The sequence below is a fragment of the Rhodococcus sp. 06-470-2 genome, from assembly GCF_002258235.1.
Classification (GTDB): Bacteria; Actinomycetota; Actinomycetes; order Mycobacteriales; family Mycobacteriaceae; genus Rhodococcoides.
In genome coordinates this window covers 1-17,559 of the sequence record NZ_NOYB01000048.1, presented here as the reverse complement: position 1 = coordinate 17,559, position 17,559 = coordinate 1, and the positions used below count along the sequence as shown (strand labels likewise).

Sequence of the window (17,559 nt, the reverse complement as noted above, 5' to 3'; positions counted from 1 at the left end):
TCGGGGCACCGCCGATGTGACGTAGTCTCTTGGTTGGACCGGACCAGTCCGTACCGCTGGTTCGGCGAGTGACGGAAAGGCCTGCGCAGTGGTGATGCCCGTACATCTGAGGGACAGTCAGGTCCCCAAGCACGAACAGCTTCGCGCAATTCTGTTGCACCGTTGCACGAAGGAGTTGCAACCCGGCGATCTCATGCCCAGCGAGCGAAAGCTGATGGAGGACTACGGCGTCAGCCGCATCACCGTTCGCGAGGCCATCGGTCAACTCGTCAACGACGGACACCTGGTGCGGGTCCGTGGCAAGGGCACGTTCGTGGCCAGTCGCACCGTGCAGTCTCGTTTGCACCTGGCGTCGTTCTCGGAGGAGATGCGGGCGCAAGGATTGACGCCGACGACGGTGGTGCTGTTCGCGCGGCTCGAAAGCCCCTCGGCGGCAACGACTCGCGCTCTCGGACTGGCCGACGAGGAACAGACCTACCACGTCAAGCGTCTTCGGTTGGCCGATGCCGAACCGGTCAGCGTCGACGACGCGTGGTACCGGGCTTCCTTGCTGCCCGGTCTGATCGAGCACGACCTGAGCAAGTCCGTGTACGAGGCCGTTCAGATTCACTACGGGTTGACCATCGACCGGGCCGAGCAGACCGTCAAAGCCACTGCGGCCGACAGTGATACCGCCACCCTGCTCGGCACCAAGCGCGGTGCCCCCGTGCTGTACTTCGACCGCGTCTCCTTCAGCGGCGACGAGCCGCTCGAACACACCGAGAGTTGGTACCGCTGCGATCGGTATCAACTGTCGATGGAAGTCGAAGGCGGGCGACGCACCTCGCAGCGTCGGTGAGATCAGGGCAGCTCGAACAACAGGTCGCCCACCGCCACGGTGTTGTCGATGCTGGCACTCGTCACCGAATCCGGCTTCGAGTCCATCAGAACCACGGGAACGACATCCGAGTAGCCTGCCGCCGCGATCGCCGCCGGATCGTAGGTGACGACGAGATCGCCGGCCTCGACTCGATCACCCTCTGCTGCGAAGAGTTCGAAGCCTTCGCCCTTCATCTTCACGGTGTCGATACCGATGTGCACCAATACGCCCGCCTTGTTCTCGGTGAAGACGACGAATGCGTGTGGATGGAGTTTGAGGATCGTGCCCGCGACCGGTGAACGAACCTCGACCGACCCGTCGTTCGGGGCCGGGCGCAGTGCGACACCGGAGCCGACCATCTGCGCCGAGAACACCGGGTCCGGCACGTCTGCAAGCGAAATCACCTGGCCGGCAACAGGGCTGAGGATCGCACCGGCGTCGCTCACAGGATGTCGCCGATGTCTTCTGCGAGCGTGTCCGCTTCGGGGCCGACGATGACCTGAACTGCGGTTCCCTTGTGGAAGACGCCGTGGGCACCTGCTGCTTTGAGTGCTGCCTCGTTCACCAACGACCCATCCTTGACCTCGGTGCGCAGCCGGGTGATGCACGCTTCGATCTCGACGATGTTGTCGGCACCGCCGAGGCCTTCGACGATCGCGTCCGCTTTGGACATGTGGGTTCTCGCTTTCTGTGGGCGTACATCTGTCGGGTGGATCACATGTCCGGGTTGACATGTGCTTGCCACCTGGCCAAACTACAACTGGTAATGACCGGACAGTACCCCTGATGGCACCCGGTCACAACAGCGAAAAGCCCCCGAAGGACCAGCCCTCGAAGAGAAGGTCGCCATGACCCCGAAGAAGACTGACTCGGTCGACACCGAGCCGAAGAAGGAATCTCGATCATTGGCCGGGCTGCAGCGCTTCGGTCGCAGCCTCATGCTCCCGATCGCTGTTCTGCCCGCCGCCGGAATTCTCCTGAGACTCGGGCAGGACGACCTGCTGGGTCGATTCAGCGCACTGGAGACCACCGCCGCGGTCATCTCCGCTGCAGGTCAGGCAGTTTTCACCTGGCTTCCCCTCATCTTCGCAGTCGGTATCGCCATCGGCTGGGCCAAGAAGTCCGACGGTTCGACCGCGCTCGCAGCTGTGGTCGGCTACATGGTGATGAACGGAGTCTTCACGGCCATGTCGCCGGTCGTGCTCGACGGAGAGGTCGACGCCAACGGTGACCCCGCCGTGATCGACTACGGCGTCCTGGCAGGCATCGTCATCGGATTGCTCTCGGCGATTCTCTGGCAGCGTTTCTATCGCCAGAAGCTGCCGGACTATCTCGGCTTCTTCAGTGGCCGTCGTCTGGTACCGATCATGACGGCAATCACCGGTCTCGTTGTCGCCGTGATCATGTCGTTCGTCTATCCGCTCTTCTACAGTGCACTCCAGTGGGTGGGCAACACCGTCGCCGACCACAGTGTGGTGGGCAGCGGCATCTACGGCTTCGCCAATCGCATGCTCATTCCCACTGGGCTGCACCACATTCTGAACTCCGTCGTCTGGTTCCTGGTGGGTGACTACCAGGATGCAGGTGGTCAACTGGTCCGCGGCGATCTGAATCGGTTCTTCGCCGGTGACCCGTCCGCGGGAGTGTTCATGACCGGATTCTTCCCGATCATGATGTTCGCTCTTCCCGCTGCGGCATTCGCGATCTATCGCAACGCGAAGCCGTCACAGAAGAAGCTCGTCGGCGGAATCATGTTGTCCACGGGCCTGACTGCGTTCGTCACCGGTATCACCGAGCCGCTCGAATACTCGTTCATGTTCGTCGCCTGGCCGCTCTACATCATCCACGCGGTGTTGACCGGAACGTCGATGGCCCTGTGCAATGCCCTCGGGATCCACGACGGTTTCTTCTTCTCCGCCGGCGGCATCGACTATCTGCTCAACTACGGAATCGCAACCAAAGCGTGGCTGCTCATCCCGATCGGCCTGGTGTACGCGGTGATCTACTACTTCTTGTTCAGCTTCGTCATCAAGAAATGGAACCTGCGCACCCCTGGACGTGAGGACGACGCAGTGCTCGAACCCGATCGGGCATGACCGCATCTACCACGACCACTCACCGCGGGCGGGTCGTCACGCGCGACCAGGTGATCGAGGACGGCGTCGTCGCGTGGACGGGAGACCGGATCTCGTGGGTCGGACCGGCATCGGCATGGCCCGGTCGGGCTGTACCGCAGACGGATTCGACGATCCTCCCTGGTTTGGTCGATCTGCACTGCCACGGCGGGGCGGGGGCATCTTTCCCGGATTCACCTGCCGTCGATCTCATGACGGCGGTACGGCATCATCGCTCACGCGGGACCACGACGATGCTCGCATCACTGGTGTCGGCACCGCCGGAACGGCTGATCATGCAGACATCGCTTTTGGCCGATCTGTACGAGACCGGTGATGTCGCCGGAGTCCATCTCGAGGGGCCGTTCCTGTCGGTCGACCGCTGCGGCGCGCAAGACCCCGCGTCGCTGCGCAGCGGCGATCCCGGACTTCTCCGCGACATTTTGAGCGCGGGCCGGGGCGCGGTGCGGTCGATGACCCTTGCACCCGAGATCGACGGCTTCACCGCCGTCGCAGAGATGTTGCGAGAGAACGGGATACTGCCCAGCATCGGCCACACGGACGCCGATGCGCTCACCACCCGACGCGGAATCGAGTCGCTGGGGGACGGTCCGATCACGGCCACACACCTGTTCAACGGAATGCCTACCTGGCATCATCGGGCGCCGGGCCCGGTGAGCGAGTGTCTGGCCGCTGCGGCGCGCAACGCGATGGTGCTCGAATTGATAGGCGACGGAGTGCATCTCGCCGACGAGACCGTCCGCGCGGTGTTCGATCTCGTCGGTGGTGCACACATCGCGCTGGTCTCCGACGCGATGGCCGCGGCCGGAATGTCGGACGGTCGCTATCGACTCGGACCACTGGATGTGACCGTCCGACACTCGGTAGCGCGGTTGTCCCGCGACACCGACAGCGAGACCGCTCCGATCGCGGGCGGGACCGCAACCGTCCTGGACCTGCTACGCCGCGCCGTGCTGAACGCCGGCGTGCCATTGGTCGAGGCCGTACTGGCCGCGTCGTCGACTCCTGCCGCGTCGATCGGCCTCGACTCCGACGTCGGTCACCTCGAACCAGGCATGCGAGCCGACGTATTGGTGGTCGACCCGGCCTTCGAACCACTGCGGGTGATCAGAGGCGGAACTGCAATCGGAGAGGACAGCTAGATGGAGGTCGTGATCCTCGACGGGGCCGACGCGGTGGACCGAACAGCCGCCGACGTCGTCGAACGAGTCGCACGAGTCGGCTCCACTCCTGTACTGGGACTGGCAACCGGGTCCACCCCGGTGGGCACATATCGCGAATTGGCGCGACGGCATCGGGACGACGGCCTGTCATTCGCGCGATGCCGCGCCTTCCTGCTCGACGAGTACATCGGACTGGCGAAAACAGCAGAGCAGTCCTATTTCTCGTTCATTCGCGAGAACTTCGTCGACCACGTCGATCTGGACGACACCGCGGTCTTCTCGCCCGACGGCGAAGCGGACGACATAGCTGTGGAGGCGCAGCGGTACGACGCGGCGATCGCCGCCGCAGGCGGCATCGATGTTCAGATACTCGGAATCGGCACAGACGGGCACATCGGTTTCAACGAGCCCGGATCGTCGCTGAGATCTCGAACGCGGGTGAAGACGCTGACCGAACAGACTCGCGTCGACAACGCCCGATTCTTCGATTCGCCCGAGGACGTGCCGCATCACGTACTGACCCAGGGGCTGGGCACCATCGACGAGGCGCGTCACCTGCTGTTGATCGCAACAGGGCAGTCGAAAGCGGACGCGGTGGCGGCGGCCGTGGAAGGACCGTTGTCGGCGCACTGCCCGGCGTCGGCGATCCAATGGCACCCGCACGCAACGGTGCTGCTGGACGAGGCCGCGGCGTCGTCGCTCGCACTCGCGGAGTACTACCGGTACGCCTATGCCAACAAGCCCCGGTGGCAGCACCTGTGAGTCAGCTGCGCGAGAACTCCGATGCGCGCGCGATCTGTTCGTCCGACGGCCGAACTCCGGTGTAGAGAACGAACTGTTCTGCAGCCTGGAGCGCGATGACCTGAGCGCCGGTGATCACGGGCTTGTTCGCCGCCCGAGCGGCAACGATCAGCGGCGTTTCCGACGGCATGGCGACGACGTCGAACACGGCATTCGCTGCATCGATCTGCTGCTCGGTGAACGGTGCCGAATCGGCATCCGGCCCTCCGGCCATACCCACCGGGGTCACGTTCACGAGCAGGTCTGCGCCCACCGCTTCGGCCGACCAGTCGTAGCCGTAGGTCTCGGCGAGGGCAGGGCCGGTGTTCGCGTTGCGGGCGACGACGGTGCCCCGGGTGTAGCCCGAATCCCGAAGTGCGGCAACGACGGCCTTGGCCATCCCGCCGCTGCCGGTGACGGCCACCGAGTAGTCGGTCGAGAAGCCACTCGCGGCGAGCAGATTCGCGACGGCCTGGTAGTCGGTGTTGTAGGCGTGGAGGACGCCGTTCTCGTTGACGATCGTGTTGACGGATTCGATGGCGCTTGCCGACTCGTACATCACGTCGACCAGTTCGATCACGTCTTCCTTGAACGGCATGGAGACGGCGCAGCCTCGGATGCCCAGGGCGCGAACGCCCCCCACTGCGGCGGCGAGATCGGTGGTGGTGAACGCCTTGTAGACGAAGTTCAGGCCCAACTCGTCGTAGAGATAGTTGTGGAAGCGAGTTCCGATGTTGCTCGGTCGGCCGGACAAGGACATGCAGAGCTGCGTCTCACGGTCGAGGACGCTGCGCGGGTGTGCTGTTGCCATCGCTCAGACGTTACGCCGCGCACGTCGAGGCGACCGAAGCGAGAACACCCTGATCGGCCTGGGTGATCGGTAACTCGTACTGCGCAGCGACCGACAGATACTTACCCGCATAGAAGCAGTGGTAGGCCGCGTTCGGTGGCAGCCATTGCGAGGGTGTCTTGTCACTCTTGCTCTGATTGTCCGCTCCGTTGACCGCGAGCAGATTGAACGCCACGTCGTTGGCGAACCGAACGCGCTTGTCGGGCAACCACGTGTTCGCGCCCATGTCCCATGCAGCGGACAGCGGGTAGACGTGATCGATCTGAATCTTTCCGGCGTCCGACTTGGTGAACTGGATCGGCTCACCGGAGTACGGATCTGCGAGCGAACCCGACAGCACGACGCAGTCGCGGGTGCCTGCGCGGAACTCGACCTCGGTCATCGACAGCGCCAGGACGTTGTCGCGGGTACCGCAGCCGTCGTGACCACCCGGCCCGTCGTAGTCGTCGGTCCACGCCGGGCCGAACACACACCCTTCGCCGCTCTTGCACCCGCGCTCGTAGCCGAGGGCATCGGGCCTGGCCGCGACCACGCGAACCTGGGCGAGCAACTGCTCGATCTGAGTACGCGTGGGACTGCCGGGAGCGGGTTGGGCGGGTGTGAAACCGGGGATGACGGACCGCTCGCACGAGCCGAACACGGCCATCACTGCCGCAGCGAGCACCAGCAGTACCGCGACCCACAGTTTTCTCACGCACGCCCCATCGTCGATCTCAGTACTCGGTCATCGGTCCTCGCGACAGCAGTGTGCCGGAAGGTACCGACAGTGATCCCCGCACCCGTCTCGGTGTCAGCGAACTTCGACGACGACCTTGCCGAGCACGTGTCCGTTCTCCACGAGGGCGAGAGCCTCGCCCGCACGCTCGAGGGGGAAGGCATGGTCGATACGCGGACGAATGACGCCCGACGCGGTCAGGTCCGCCAGCCGCGCGAATGCTGCGGTGGTGCGGTCCCGATCGACTCCGGATCCGTCCCACTGCGCCGCGAGCATCGGGTCTGCGACGCTGACGATCGGTACCCCCGCCGTCAGTGCGGTCGCCGCGGCGCGCAAGGTCTCGCCTCCGACGAGATCGACGATGCCGTTCACCGGTCGCGAGATCGAATCGACGAAGTCGCCGCCGGAGGCGACGAATTCGGCTCCGAGGCTCTCGATCCACTCCTGTTTGCCAGTACTCGCAACTGCGAGAACGTCGATACCGTCGGCTCGCGCGAGTTGCAGAACGGCCGAACCCACGCCGCCACCCGCACCGAGCACCAGGACGGAATCGCCCGCGCCGACGGCCAGTCGGCGCAGCGCGTCGTACGCGGTCCCGGCAGCCACCGGCAGGGTGGCCGCCGCCGCCCACGAGACGGCCTCCGGCTTGTGGGCAGTGCTCGATGCGTTGAGCACCGTGTACTGCGCGTACCCTCCGTGTCCCGAGGCGGTGGCCCCGAACACATGGTCGCCCACCGAGAAATCGGCCACACCCGCGCCGGCCGTCACGACGGTGCCCGATACTTCCCGACCCAGAACCGCGGGCAAGGTGATCTGCACGGTGTCCTTGCGATTGCCCGCCCGCACCTTCCAATCCGCAGGATTGACCCCGGCGGCGTGGACCGCCACGAGAATCTGCCCCGGTCCCGGCTCGGGGACGGGTAGGTCGAGAAGGTACTCGGTGTCGGGTCCGCCGTATTCGCTGAAGCCGTACGCGATCATGCATCCACTGTGCCTCACCGAGCGACTTGCTCGGGAGTGCCTCACCCGAGGTGTGTCGGTGCTTGCTGGTTGGATGGACCGATGCTGCACGGTCTCTGGTCTCCCGGTGCCGGGCTGATGCTGTGGGACGACGAGATCTCCACCGGCGACGAACCCGATCTGCCGCCGACACACGCGCACGTCCTCACCCGACCGTTCCGGCACCGTGCTGCGGTGTCGTTTCCGGCACCCGGGCGCAGTGCCACCGCGCAGGCCCCGGTGCAGGTTCCGGCCATCGCGCTCGCCCCGCACGACGGTGCCGATCTGCTGTTGCGGACGCCGTCCGAGCACGCTTCGATTTCCGGCGATCTCCGGTACCTGGCGCACGTCGCCCGCGGAATCGAACGCTGGGTTCGCGGCGGTCGTGTGGTTCCTGCTCTGAAGTTGATGGACGGGCAGTGGTGGCCACGGTGGCGTCTGGTCGGGGGTGAACGTCAACGGGCCTGGCTGAGCGAACTCGCCGTCGCGATGCCGTCGGTGCAGCGTGCGGGAGAGCGGCCCAAGAAGATCCTCGACGACATGGTGGAGGAGCTCACCGATCCGATCGTCAGATCGGTTCTGGGTAGGCCCGACTCGGAGCATCCGCTGTTGTCCGCTCTGATTCGCGACGACCCGTACGTGGATGGCACCCAACAGATGTCGACGTTGCTCGACAACTGGCGCGCAAGCCTCACCGTCGACGAGCCGTCCCTGGTGCTACGCCTGCTCGAACCCGATGACGACGATGGCGTCGTCGACAGTTCCTCCGAGGAATCAGCGGAGTCGTTCTGGACGCTGCAGGTGTGTCTGCGAGCGGATGGTGAAGCGCCGCGGCCGGTCCCGATGAGCCGTAAGGTCGATGCAACCCTGCTCTCGATCGCCGTGCGCAAGCTCGGTGAGGCCGTGGCGGCGTACCCGAGACTGCGTGATCTGCCGTCTCAAGAAGGCACCCTCGATCTGTTGCTTCCGACGTCGGTGGTCATCGACCTCGTCGAACACGGTGCGACGGCGCTGCAGGCCACCGGAACGACGGTTCTGCTTCCTCGGGCCTGGACGAGGTTGGATCCGTCGATGAGGCTGCGCGTCGATTCGCCTGCGGTGACGAAAGCGGCCGCCGATCGGGCGGTCGGCATGGACGAACTGGTGTCGTACGACTGGCAACTCCAACTCGGCGACATGGTGCTCACCGAGGCGGAGATGAACAGACTCGCCGTCTCGAAGGGCGATCTCGTTCGACTCCGCGGGCAGTGGGTACTGGCCGACGGCGGTCAGCTCGCACGAGCCGCCAAGTACGTCGCCGAGCATCACGGCGACGGGACTGCCCTGAGCACGCTGATGCGCGAGATGACGCTGGCCGACCCGCCGCCGGCTCCGGTCCAGGACATCAGAGCCACCGGATGGGCAGCGACGTTGCTCGAGCCCGGTGCGGTGCCCGAGACGATCCCCGTACCGGCCGGTGTGAACGCAACCCTGCGGCCGTATCAGCAGCGTGGGCTCGATTGGCTCGCGTTCATGAGTCGGCTCGGTCTCGGGGCTGTACTCGCCGACGACATGGGGCTCGGCAAGACGTTGCAGGTGTTGACACTGCTCGCGCACGAGAAGAGTTCGACGCCGACGCTGCTGGTGGCACCGATGTCGGTGGTCGGCAACTGGCAACGTGAGGCGGCGAAATTCACCCCGGCACTGCGAGTTCTGGTGCACCACGGCCCGGCTCGGTCCAAGGGCGACGAGCTGGACCGGGCGATCGCAGAGCACGATCTGATCGTCACCACCTACGCGCTGATGGCGAAGGATCGCGCGCAGCTGTCCGAGCAGACGTGGCGTCGGGTGGTCCTCGACGAGGCGCAGCACATCAAGAACTCGGGCACCGTTCAGGCCAAGGCGGCGCTCGCGATCCCTGCGGATCACAAGTTGGCACTCACCGGAACACCGGTCGAGAATCGTCTGGACGAGCTGAGGTCCATTCTCGACTTCGCCAATCCGGGCATGCTCGGTAGGCCGTCGGACTTTCGGAAGCGATTCTCGGTTCCGATCGAGCGCGAGAACGACGAGAGCGCGGTCTCGCGTCTGCGCGCCATCACCTCGCCGTTCATTCTGCGTCGTGTCAAGACCGATCCGACGGTCATCTCGGATCTGCCCGAGAAGAACGAGATGACCGTGCGCGCCAACCTGACAGCCGAGCAGGCCGCGCTGTACAAGGCGGTCGTCGACGAGATGATGGCGCAGATCGCCGACGCGAAGGGCATGAAGCGCAAAGGTGCGGTGCTGTCCGCGCTCACTCGTCTCAAGCAGGTGTGCAACCATCCCGCCCACTTCCTGTCCGACGGCTCACCGGTGCTCAAGAGGGGGCAGCATCGCTCGGGCAAGATCGGTCTGGTGGAGGACATGCTCGACTCGATTCTGGGCGACAACGAGAAAGCGTTGCTGTTCACCCAGTTCCGGGAGTTCGGTGAGCTCGTGGCACCGTACTTCGCCGAACGATTCGGGACCGACCTGCCGTTCCTGCACGGCGGCGTGAGCAAGTCCAAGCGCGACGAGATGGTGGAGAAGTTCCAGAGCGGGAACGGTCCGCCGATCATGATGCTCTCGCTCAAGGCCGGCGGTACCGGCTTGAACCTCACAGCCGCCAATCATGTCGTTCATCTTGATCGTTGGTGGAACCCGGCGGTGGAGAACCAGGCGACGGACCGGGCCTTTCGCATCGGGCAGCGCAAGAACGTCGAGGTGCGAAAACTGCTGTGCGTGGGCACCGTCGAGGAACGGATCGATTCGATGCTCGTCTCCAAGCAGGATCTGGCGAATCTGGCGGTGGGCACCGGCGAGAACTGGGTGACCGAGATGGACACCGCGGAGCTGCAGGAACTGTTCCGCCTCAGCGAGGACGCGGTGGGGGAGTGATGGTCGACTTCTCGCAATACGGGAAACGGCGAAAAGCCAAGGGCGGCATCGAGTCCAGGAACAAACGCGGTGCATTCGGGCAGACGTGGTGGGGCAGGCATTTCGTGTCGGCCATGGAAGACCTCGCGGATCCGGGTCGGATAGCGCGTGGCAGAACGTATGCGCGCCAAGGGCAGGTGCTCACTCTCGGTGTCGAGCGCGGGCAGATATACGGCGAGGTGCAGGGCAGTCAGCTCGAGCCGTTCTCGGCCTCGGTCACCGTCGACCCGCTCACGCAGGGTGAGGTTGCCGCGCTCGTCGGCAGGGTGCGATCGAACCCCGGCATGCTGGCCGAGCTGGCCTCCAATGCCATTCCGCAGGCACTGGCGTCGGTATTGCTGCCGCACGACAAGGGGCAGCTCGATTTCGACTGCACCTGCCCCGACGACGGCTGGCCCTGCAAACATGCGGCGGCTCTGATGTACATCGCTGCCGAGCACATCGACGCGTCCGCCGCCACCATCCTGACGCTGCGTGGCGTCGATCTCGATCAACTGATCGAGGGTGTCGGTGACGGGGACGACGAGTTCGACCCCGACGACTGGTTCGCCGATCGCGCATCGTTCTCGGAACTTCCCCAGGTGTCGTTCGCTCCGGCGGTCGACGATCTCGATCCGTTGATCCTGCGCCGAATCTTCCGCGCCGACGGCTCCACCGAGGCCGAGGTCAGTCGTGCCGTCGCCGATCTGAGGCAGTTCTACGACCGGATGTGACCACTCCTGGACTTACGTGGACATCCGACTATAGGATGGGCGTACTTCACTTCCACGCTCGAGGACGGACAAATTCCATGGCTCGCGAACTCACGCACTTCATCGGCGGCAAGCATGTCGCAGGCACCTCCGGAAAATTCGGGGATGTCTTCGATCCCAACACCGGCGAGGTTCAGGCCCGGGTTCCCCTGGCCGACGTATCCGAGGTCGAGGCCGCGATAGCCGACGCCGAACAGGCGCAGCGTGAATGGGCAACCTGGAACCCGCAGCGTCGCGCCCGAGTGTTGATGAAATTCCTCGCGCTGGTCACGCGCGACACCGAAGAGCTCGCTCGTCTGCTCTCCTCCGAGCACGGTAAGACCATCGCCGACGCCAAGGGCGACATTCAGCGCGGCGTCGAGGTCGTCGAGTTCGCCGTCGGTGTCCCACACCTGCTCAAGGGTGAGTACACCGAGGGTGCGGGCGGCGGAATCGACGTCTACTCGATGCGTCAGCCACTCGGCGTCGTAGCCGGAATCACCCCGTTCAATTTTCCCGCGATGATTCCCCTGTGGAAGGCCGGCCCGGCCATCGCCTGCGGAAACGCGTTCATTCTCAAGCCCTCCGAGCGTGACCCGTCCGTTCCGCTCAAGCTCGCCGAACTCTTCCTCGAGGCAGGACTTCCGCCGGGTGTGTTCAACGTCGTCAACGGCGGCAAGGATGCCGTCGACGTGCTCCTCACCGACGACCGCGTCAAGGCGATCGGCTTCGTCGGTTCGACCCCCATCGCGCAGTACATCTACGAGACGGCAGCCCAACACGGCAAGCGAGCGCAGTGCTTCGGTGGAGCCAAGAACCACGCCCTGGTGATGCCCGACGCCGATCTCGACGAGGTCGCCGACGCACTGCTCGGTGCCGCCTACGGTTCGGCAGGTGAGCGTTGCATGGCGATCTCCGTCGCGGTACCGGTCGGGGAGGAGACTGCCGACGCGTTGGTCGCCAAACTGACCGAGCGAGTGGCGAAGCTGAAGATCGGCCGCAGCGACGACGAGAGCGCGGACTTCGGGCCGCTCGTGGGCAGCGATGCGCTGAAGAGGGTGAACGACTACACCCAGATCGGTGTGGACGAGGGTGCCGAGCTCGTCGTCGACGGACGCGGTTTCAGCCTCGAAGGCCATGAGAACGGATTCTTCGCCGGCGCAACGCTGTTCGACAAGGTGACCACCGACATGCGGATCTACAAGGAGGAGATCTTCGGACCCGTCCTTATCGTCGTCCGCGCCAAGGACTACGAGGACGCGCTGCGCCTGCCCACCGAGCACGAGTACGGCAACGGCGTCTCGATCTTCACCCGTGACGGCGATACCGCTCGCGACTTCTGCTCGCGCGTCCAGGTGGGCATGGTCGGAGTCAACGTGCCGATCCCGGTACCGATCGCGTACCACACGTTCGGTGGTTGGAAGCGTTCGGGATTCGGCGATCTGAACCAGCACGGACCCGATTCGATCCGCTTCTACACCAAGACCAAGACGGTCACCCAGCGCTGGCCGTCGGGCACCAAAGAAGCAGTTGCACAGAATCACTTCGTCATTCCGAACATGGACTGATCCGGCGATGTTCACCTTGAACGAGGACGAGCGAGCGATCAACGACACCGCTCGCGAATTCGCCGACGAGTTCCTGGCACCGAATGCCATCGAATGGGATCAGCAGAAACACTTTCCGGTGGACGTGCTGCGCAAGGCAGCGGGACTGGGAATGGGCGGCATCTACATTCGCGAGGATGTGGGTGGATCGGGTCTGACCAGAGTCGATTCGGTGCGGATCTTCGAGCAGTTGGCCACCGGTGATCCGTCCATCGCGGCGTACATCTCCATTCACAACATGGTCGCGTGGATGATCGACACCTACGGCAACGACGAGCAACGGCAGCGTTGGCTCCCGGGCCTGTGCGCGATGGATCAGCTGGGGAGCTACTGCCTCACCGAGCCGGGCGCGGGATCCGACGCCGCGATGCTCGGCACCAAAGCTGTGCGTGACGGTGACGAATATGTGCTGGACGGCGTCAAGCAATTCATCTCCGGCGCGGGCACATCCGAGGTGTACGTCGTGATGGCGCGCACCGGTGCACCAGGGCCGCGCGGCATCTCGGCGTTCATCGTGCCGAAGGACTCCGCGGGACTCTCGTTCGGAGCCAACGAGAAGAAGATGGGCTGGAATGCCCAGCCCACCCGGCAGGTCGTTCTCGAAGGAGTCCGCATCCCGGCCGAGAACCTGCTCGGCAACGAGGGCGACGGGTTCCGTATCGCGATGAACGGACTCAACGGAGGGCGCATCAACATCGCGGCATGTTCGATCGGCGGCGCGCAGTCCGCTCTCGACAAGGCCGTTGCCTACCTCGCCGAGCGCAAGGCGTTCGGGGCGCGGTTGCTCGATGCGCAGGCGCTCCAGTTCCGACTCGCCGATTTCAAGACCGAACTCGAAGCCGCCCGCACGTTGCTGTGGCGGGCCGCGGACGCGCTGCAGAACGACGCGCCGGACAAGGTCGAAATGTGCGCCATGGCAAAGCGTTTCGGAACCGACACCGGATTCGAGGTCGCCAACGGAGCGCTGCAACTGCTCGGCGGCTACGGCTATCTCAGCGAGTACGGCGTCGAGAAGATCGTTCGTGACCTTCGGGTGCACCAGATTCTGGAAGGGACCAACGAAATCATGCGGGTGGTCGTCGCTCGGTCGATCGTGGGTGCCGCATGAGCGACGTGATCCTCGAGGTCTCCCGCGGTATAGGTCGAATCACCTTGAACCGCCCCAAAGCCATCAATGCGCTCGACCATGCGATGGTTCGCGAGATCGCACCGGCGTTGGCGCAGTGGGCAACCGACGACGCTGTGGACGTCGTCCTGCTGACCGGAGCAGGTGAGCGCGGACTGTGTGCAGGCGGCGACATCGTCTCCATCTACCACGACGCCAAGGACGGCGGCAGCGGTAGCAAGGACTTCTGGCGCGAGGAGTACATCCTCAACGCCGCGATCGCTCGGTTCCCCAAGCCGTTCGTGGCCATCATGGACGGCATCGTCATGGGCGGAGGCGTCGGACTCTCGGCACATGCCAACACTCGCATCGTCACCGAACGATCGAAGATCGCGATGCCCGAGGTCGGAATCGGATTCGTTCCCGATGTGGGTGGCACGTACCTGCTCTCGCGTGCGCCGGGCGAGATCGGCACTCACTTCGCGCTCACCACGGCGCGGATGAATGCTGCCGACGCCATCGCGGTCGGCTTCGCCGATCACTACATCCCATCCGACAAGCTCGAGGACTTCTACTCGGCACTCGAGACGGTCAGCGTCGGAGAGGCCGTCGCGACGTTCAGCGAGCCGGCACCGGAGTCCACGATTGTCGGTCAGCAGGGGTGGATCGACGAGTGCTACGCTGGCGACGACGTTCAGAGCATCGTGGACGCGCTTGCCGCCAGCACAGTGCCCGAGGCGCAGAAGTCGGCGCAGGACATCGCGTCCAAATCACCTGTGTCGCTGGCAGTGACACTGAGATCGCTGCGTCGTGCCGCGACGCTGCCGACGCTGGAGTCGGTACTCGACGAGGAATACCGCGTGTCGGTCGCGTCGCTGAACAGCCACGACCTCGTCGAGGGAATCCGAGCACAAGTGGTCGAGAAGGACCGCAACCCGCAATGGCAACCGCGTACGTTGGCAGACGTCACGCCCGAGGACGTCGACCGGTACTTCGCGCCCCTCGGGGACGCGGAGCTGGGCCTGTCGAACGCACACACAGAAGGTGAGCAGTCATGAGCGAGAAGACGATCGGCTTCATCGGCCTCGGCCACATGGGTGGACCGATGGCCGCCAATCTGGCTGCGGCCGGCTACACGGTGCAGGGCTTCGACCTGGTTCCCGCCGCGCTCGAGCAGGCCACGAAGGACGGCGTCACCGTGATGGAATCGGCCGTGGCCGCCGTCGCCGATGCCGACATCGTCATCACGATGCTGCCCAACGGCAGACTGGTACTGGGGTTGTACGCGGACCTGCTGCCCGCTGCCGCGCCGGGTACGTTGTTCATCGATTCCTCGACCATCGACGTCGCCGATGCGCACACCGCCCACAAGCTGGTGCACGAGGCAGGACACCGCAGTCTGGACGCGCCGGTTTCCGGCGGAGTCGGGGGAGCGGCCGCAGGAACACTGACCTTCATGGTCGGCGGTTCCGAGGAGGATTTCGCCTCTGCTGCAGAGGTTCTCGACGTCATGGGTCGCAAGGTGGTGCACTGCGGTGCAGCAGGCAACGGCCAGGCCGCCAAGATCTGCAACAACATGATTCTCGGAGTGTCGATGATCGCCATCAGTGAGGCCTTCGTGCTGGGGGAGAAGCTGGGGCTGAGCAATCAGGCATTGTTCGACGTGGCGTCGACTGCGTCGGGTCAATGTTGGGCACTGACGACGAATTGCCCGGTGCCAGGACCGGTCCCGACGAGCCCTGCCAACAACGAGTACAAGCCCGGCTTCGCGGCGGCTCTCATGGACAAGGACCTGGGTCTGGCTGCCAATGCACTGCGCGACAACGGTGTCGAGGGTGTCCTCGGCCTACGGGCGGCCGAGTTGTACTCTCGGTTCAAGGAAACATCCGGGGGCGGCACCGATGTCGACTTCTCCGGCATCATCAACGACATCCGCGAGCGCTCGAACGGAGCAGGCCAGTGAGTGACTACGAGACGATTCTGCTCGAGCGTCGGGGACGCGTCGGCATCATCACACTCAATCGTCCCAAGGCGCTGAACGCGCTCAACTCCGAGCTGATGCGCGAAGTGGTTTCGGTGGTCGAAGAACTCGACGCCGACTCCGGCATCGGTGCGATCCTGATCACCGGCTCCGAGCGAGCCTTCGCGGCCGGCGCCGACATCAAGGAGATGCAGCCCAAGTCCTATATGGACGTGTACCTCGACGACTTCTTCGCGGCGTGGGATCGACTTGCGTCGGCTCGGACGCCGTTGATCGCAGCGGTCTCCGGTTACGCGCTCGGCGGCGGGTGCGAACTCGCGATGCTGTGCGATGTCCTGATCGCCTCGGACACCGCGGTATTCGGACAACCCGAGATCAAGCTCGGCGTCATCCCGGGAATCGGCGGGTCGCAGCGCCTGACGCGAGCGGTGGGCAAGGCCAAGGCCATGGAGATGTGCTTGACCGGTCGCAACATGAAGGTCGAGGAAGCCGAGCGAGCCGGACTGGTCTCGCGCATCGTGCCGGTTGCCGATCTGCTCGACGACGCCATCGCGACCGCGACCACCATCGCCGAGATGTCGCTACCGGTTGCCCAGATGGCGAAGGAAGCGGTGAACCGATCGTTCGAGTCCAGTCTGCGCGAGGGTGTTCTGTTCGAGCGCCGCGTGTTTCACTCGACTTTCGCCACCGAGGATCAGAAGGAAGGTATGTCGGCCTTCATCGAGAAGCGGACGCCGAACTTCCAGCACCGGTAGCGGCGGGCTCCACTCTCGGTGCCGTCCTACCTGTCGGGGGACAGGAGGGCGGCCCCGCGGGCCGAGACCAGCTCCGGCATCGACGGCACCAGCGTCGTCAGACCGGTACGCAGCTCGAGAGAACGCGCAATCGAGGTGATGTTCGCACCACCGCCCACCACGACGATGGACTGCGGTCTGGCACCGGACAATTGGATGGTCTGCTCCACCAGCATGCCCGCATACCGCACCGGTCCTGCGATCAGATCGTCGAAGTCGCGCCGAGTGAGCACATGCCGCGCAGTACCGGACGGATCGGTGGTGCTGACGACGGAGTCCACGCTCAACTGCTCCTTGATGGACCGGCTGGCGTCGATTCCGACGCGAACGCCGTTGGACGAGAGCAGCCTGCGAATCGAGTGATCGAGATCGTCGCCGCAGAACGTGGCAGTGCGCCGCGTCATGAGAGTGCGAGTGGACGCGAGATCGATGACGGTGACCGTGGTGCCGGTGCTACCGATATCGCACAACACGGTGACGCCGTGATTGGGCACCAGCCCGATGAAACGCAGATACCGCACTTGCGCAGCAGTTTCCGGCACGAGCGACGCGGTGCGGGCCGTACCTCGGGTGGCGACTGCGCCTGGATCGGTGGCAACTCGATAGGCGATGGCCGAGAACTGCACCGGCAGCGACATAGTCGCTGCGATCGAGTGGATGGCGTCGACACCGGTGGCGATCGTGGTGGACAGCGACTGCCCGGGCGTGCGGCGCACCGTCCGCGACACGATGGGGGTTCGATGGGGACTGTCCAGATACGTCAGAATTGCGCGTGCACCGTGCGCACCCGCCCCGACCCCCAACACCAGTACCGCCCGGAGGGAGGCGAGCACCGGCTCCAGCGGCAGGTAGGCGCCGAGCGAGCACACATCGCCCTCGTGCGAGCCGTAGCCTTGCAGCAGC

17 protein-coding genes are annotated in these 17,559 nt (G+C 64.8%); 11 read left to right on the top strand and 6 right to left on the bottom strand.

Annotation, left to right across the window (positions count from 1 at the left end; translation table 11 throughout):
* Positions 1-91 precede the first annotated feature (91 nt).
* A complete protein-coding gene (locus CH276_RS27400) occupies positions 92-838 on the top strand; it encodes a GntR family transcriptional regulator (RefSeq protein WP_032393533.1) in 747 nt (248 codons plus the stop codon).
* A 2-nt stretch (positions 839-840) separates the two neighbouring features.
* On the opposite strand, the gene CH276_RS27395 is transcribed toward CH276_RS27400, so the two are convergent.
* On the bottom strand, positions 841-1,305 hold the full coding sequence (locus tag CH276_RS27395; protein WP_094632266.1) for a PTS sugar transporter subunit IIA: 465 nt from the start codon (positions 1,303-1,305) through the stop codon (positions 841-843).
* Entirely contained in the window at positions 1,302-1,532 is a 231-nt protein-coding gene (locus CH276_RS27390) for a glucose PTS transporter subunit EIIB (RefSeq protein ID WP_032393491.1), read from the bottom strand. Before CH276_RS27390 ends, CH276_RS27395 begins: the two co-directional genes overlap by 4 nt.
* Positions 1,533-1,707: 175 nt before the next feature.
* Between CH276_RS27390 and CH276_RS27385 the strand changes: the two genes are divergently transcribed.
* The 3 genes from CH276_RS27385 to nagB are packed head-to-tail and all read left to right on the top strand — an operon-like array spanning position 1,708 to position 4,919.
* Entirely contained in the window at positions 1,708-2,955 is a 1,248-nt protein-coding gene (locus CH276_RS27385) for a PTS transporter subunit EIIC (protein ID WP_045194431.1), read from the top strand.
* A complete protein-coding gene (locus CH276_RS27380; protein WP_176459475.1) occupies positions 2,952-4,136 on the top strand; it encodes an N-acetylglucosamine-6-phosphate deacetylase in 1,185 nt (394 codons plus the stop codon). Before CH276_RS27385 ends, CH276_RS27380 begins: the two co-directional genes overlap by 4 nt.
* A complete protein-coding gene (gene nagB / locus CH276_RS27375; protein WP_094632264.1) occupies positions 4,137-4,919 on the top strand; it encodes a glucosamine-6-phosphate deaminase in 783 nt (260 codons plus the stop codon).
* A 1-nt stretch (position 4,920) separates the two neighbouring features.
* Here the strand turns inward: nagB and CH276_RS27370 are convergent, their stop codons facing one another.
* The 3 genes from CH276_RS27370 to CH276_RS27360 form a co-directional block, all read right to left on the bottom strand.
* On the bottom strand, positions 4,921-5,748 hold the full coding sequence (locus CH276_RS27370; RefSeq protein ID WP_094632262.1) for a shikimate 5-dehydrogenase: 828 nt from the start codon (positions 5,746-5,748) through the stop codon (positions 4,921-4,923).
* 10 nt (positions 5,749-5,758) lie between these two features.
* The gene (locus CH276_RS27365; protein ID WP_254924453.1) at positions 5,759-6,481 is read right to left on the bottom strand and encodes an HNH endonuclease family protein; all 723 of its coding nucleotides are present in this window, start codon (positions 6,479-6,481) and stop codon (positions 5,759-5,761) included.
* A 96-nt stretch (positions 6,482-6,577) separates the two neighbouring features.
* Positions 6,578-7,483, bottom strand: coding sequence for an NADP-dependent oxidoreductase (locus CH276_RS27360; RefSeq protein WP_045194439.1), 906 nt, complete (start codon positions 7,481-7,483; stop codon positions 6,578-6,580).
* A gap of 81 nt (positions 7,484-7,564) precedes the next feature.
* Here CH276_RS27360 and CH276_RS27355 point away from each other — a divergent pair, with 81 nt between their 5' ends.
* From CH276_RS27355 to CH276_RS27325, 7 genes are all read left to right on the top strand, one after another.
* On the top strand, positions 7,565-10,399 hold the full coding sequence (locus tag CH276_RS27355) for a DEAD/DEAH box helicase (protein WP_045194440.1): 2,835 nt from the start codon (positions 7,565-7,567) through the stop codon (positions 10,397-10,399).
* Positions 10,399-11,151, top strand: coding sequence for an SWIM zinc finger family protein (locus tag CH276_RS27350; protein WP_094632260.1), 753 nt, complete (start codon positions 10,399-10,401; stop codon positions 11,149-11,151). The genes CH276_RS27355 and CH276_RS27350 overlap by 1 nt, the downstream gene beginning before the upstream one ends.
* A 77-nt stretch (positions 11,152-11,228) precedes the next feature.
* Positions 11,229-12,737, top strand: coding sequence for a CoA-acylating methylmalonate-semialdehyde dehydrogenase (locus tag CH276_RS27345; protein WP_032393499.1), 1,509 nt, complete (start codon positions 11,229-11,231; stop codon positions 12,735-12,737).
* 7 nt (positions 12,738-12,744) lie between these two features.
* Positions 12,745-13,884 carry an isobutyryl-CoA dehydrogenase gene (locus CH276_RS27340; protein ID WP_032393500.1) on the top strand — a complete coding sequence of 380 codons (1,140 nt, stop codon included), beginning with the start codon at positions 12,745-12,747 and terminating at the stop codon, positions 13,882-13,884.
* Positions 13,881-14,939 carry an enoyl-CoA hydratase/isomerase family protein gene (locus CH276_RS27335; protein WP_094632258.1) on the top strand — a complete coding sequence of 353 codons (1,059 nt, stop codon included), beginning with the start codon at positions 13,881-13,883 and terminating at the stop codon, positions 14,937-14,939. The genes CH276_RS27340 and CH276_RS27335 overlap by 4 nt, the downstream gene beginning before the upstream one ends.
* The gene (mmsB, locus tag CH276_RS27330; RefSeq protein ID WP_094632256.1) at positions 14,936-15,844 is read left to right on the top strand and encodes a 3-hydroxyisobutyrate dehydrogenase; all 909 of its coding nucleotides are present in this window, start codon (positions 14,936-14,938) and stop codon (positions 15,842-15,844) included. Before CH276_RS27335 ends, mmsB begins: the two co-directional genes overlap by 4 nt.
* Positions 15,841-16,617, top strand: coding sequence for an enoyl-CoA hydratase (locus CH276_RS27325; RefSeq protein ID WP_045194450.1), 777 nt, complete (start codon positions 15,841-15,843; stop codon positions 16,615-16,617). The genes mmsB and CH276_RS27325 overlap by 4 nt, the downstream gene beginning before the upstream one ends.
* Before the next feature lie 26 nt (positions 16,618-16,643).
* Here CH276_RS27325 and CH276_RS27320 read toward each other — a convergent pair.
* A partial coding sequence (locus tag CH276_RS27320; protein ID WP_254925928.1) for a hypothetical protein occupies positions 16,644-17,559 on the bottom strand: 916 nt, incomplete at its 5' end.